This window comes from Kribbella turkmenica, assembly GCF_004348725.1.
In the GTDB taxonomy this organism is placed as follows: Bacteria; Actinomycetota; Actinomycetes; order Propionibacteriales; family Kribbellaceae; genus Kribbella; species Kribbella turkmenica.
The window spans coordinates 1-2,271 of the sequence record NZ_SMKR01000316.1 but is presented as its reverse complement, the minus strand read 5'-3'; the positions used below and the strand labels follow the sequence as shown (position 1 = coordinate 2,271).

General features: G+C 69.0%; 2 protein-coding genes. One reads left to right on the top strand and one right to left on the bottom strand.

What is annotated here, in order from left to right; all coding sequences use genetic code 11:
• Positions 1-1,058 (top strand): hypothetical protein (locus E1218_RS35525; RefSeq protein WP_233712696.1); only part of this gene is annotated, 1,058 nt, incomplete at its 5' end.
• Here E1218_RS35525 and E1218_RS35520 read toward each other — a convergent pair.
• Positions 1,003-2,238 carry an MFS transporter gene (locus tag E1218_RS35520; protein ID WP_233712697.1) on the bottom strand — a complete coding sequence of 412 codons (1,236 nt, stop codon included), beginning with the start codon at positions 2,236-2,238 and terminating at the stop codon, positions 1,003-1,005. The two genes, E1218_RS35525 and E1218_RS35520, sit on opposite strands and share 56 nt — an antisense overlap.
• Between the last annotated feature and the right edge of the window lie 33 nt (positions 2,239-2,271).

Here is a 2,271-nt window from a genome sequence, read left to right as displayed (position 1 = left end):
GAGCGGGGCTGGTCCGCAACGTGCGGTCCGCCGAACACCTGACCACGTTCGTGGTGTCCGGGGTGGCGACGGTCCTGATCACCCGCCTGTTCCTCGGGCTCAGCGGCTACCCGCAGATCGGCGGCGAGGGCCTGCACATCGCGCACGTCCTTCCCGGTGGCCTGCTGATGCTCGTCGCGATCTCCCTCCTGCTGGCGTACGTCGGTCCGGTCGTCCGGCCGGCGGCGGCCCTGATCGGCGGCGTCGGGTTCGGCCTGTTCATCGACGAGGTCGGGAAGTTCGTCACCTCGGACAACAACTACTTCTACCAGCCGACCGCCGCGATCGTGTACGTCGTCTTCGTGCTGATCGTGCTCGCGTCCAGGTTCCTGACCAACCGCCGGCCGATCGATCCGCGGGAACAGTTGGCCAACGTCGTCGACCACGCCGTCGAAGGGGTCGCCGGCGGCCTGTCCCGCCGCCGGCTCGCACAAGCTTCGGAACAGCTGCGTCAGGTCGGTCCGGAGGTGCAGGCCCGGCGCGAGACCCGGCAGTTGCTGGCCGCCTGCCCGGCCGACGAGGTGGAGCTGGCCGCTCCGGTGGACGCCGCGTGGCGGGCGCTGCAACGGGGCTTCGACCGGCTGGCCGTCCATCCGCTCGCACCCCGGATCGCCGTCGTCGTACTGGTCGTCCAGGCGATCGGCGCGCCCGTCATCGCCGCCGGGATCCGCTTCGACGACGGCCTGTGGACCGACCTGCCGGTGCTCGGTGTGGCGGTCGGGAGCTTGCTCTCGGCCTCCTTCACCCTGCGCGGCTGGCTGCAGTTCCGGCAGGGGAACAGAGCTCGTGCGGTTCGGTTGTTCGAGCTGGCGGTGCTGGTGTCCTTGCTGGTCACCCAGGTGTTTCAGTTCGCCGGTACGCAATTCGCGGCGGTTGGCGGGATGCTGCTCGACCTGGTGCTGCTCGGGCTGCTGGGTGCGGAGGCAGACCGGCTACGCCGCAAGCAGGTCGAGCAGTCGCGCACTAGGAAGCTGGGACCGTCAACGGATCCTTCAGCGCTCCCTGAGGATCCTGTGTAGCCTTCCAGCTCTCGTTGCGCCCGATCAGCAGCGGAGACATGGTCGCGACGAAGTACACCGCGCCGGCGGCGAGCAGTGCAGGTGCCAGGCCGATACCCGCGATCGCCGCACCGGCCACGACTCCACCGAGTGGTACGCCGGTCCAGCAGACGGCGTCGGCCAGCGAGTTCACCCGGCCGAGCAGGTGCCGCGGTATCCGCTCGATGAACAGTGCGCCCAGCACGGGGTTGATGAAACCGGCTCCGATGCCGCCGACGGCGTACACCGCCATCACGGCCCACACCGGCGCGTCGAACGCCATCACCACGAACCGTGGCGCCCCGCAGATCAGGAACGCGAGCGTGAACACCAGCTTCCGGGGAATCCGGTCGCCCACAGCCGAGGCGACCAGCGCGAACAGGGTCGCGGTCACACCGAACGACGTGAGGATCAGGCTGGTGTGCCCCGGCCCGAAACCATGCTCCCTGATCCAGACGGGCAGCAGTACGGCGGCGATCGCGGCGTCGAGCAGGTTGGTCACCGCGATCATCAGGACCAGCGGCATCATCAACCTGTCCTTGCGCAGGAACCGCCAGCCCTCGAGCAGCCGCCGGCGGTAGCTGCCTTCGTCCGTCCGCTCGGTCTTCCGGTGCTCTCTCGGAATCCAGCGAGCGATCAGGACCGCACACAGTCCGAACGACGCGGCGTCGATCCACAACGCGTTGACCTCGCCGACGAGCGTGATGAGGCCACCGGCGATCGCGAACGCGATGAACCCGGCGAGCCGCTCGGTGGTGCTCTCCAGCCCGGTCACCCGCTCCAGCGGGACCTTGGCTGCTTCGGCGATGTCCGGGACGAGGGTTGCCTTGGCCGCGTCACCCGGCCCGCGGAGTGCGCCCGCGATCGCGACCAGCACCAGCAGCAAGGGGAAGGACAACGCCTTCACCGTGTGCAGCAGGGGAATCAGCGCGACCACACCCATGCTCGCCGCATCCGCGAGCACACTGACCCGCCGTGGTCCCACCCGATCGATCAGCGGCCCACCCACCGCCTTGAACACCACGAGCGGCGCCATTTCCGCCAACGCCACCACCCCGGTCTTCACCGGAGACCCTGTACTCACCAACACGAACCAGGGGACGGCGATAGCACTGACCCGAGTCCCACAGATGGAAACCACATTGGCCACCAGGAAAGCCACCAACGGCCCTCGGCCCCCTGCCCCACCCACGCT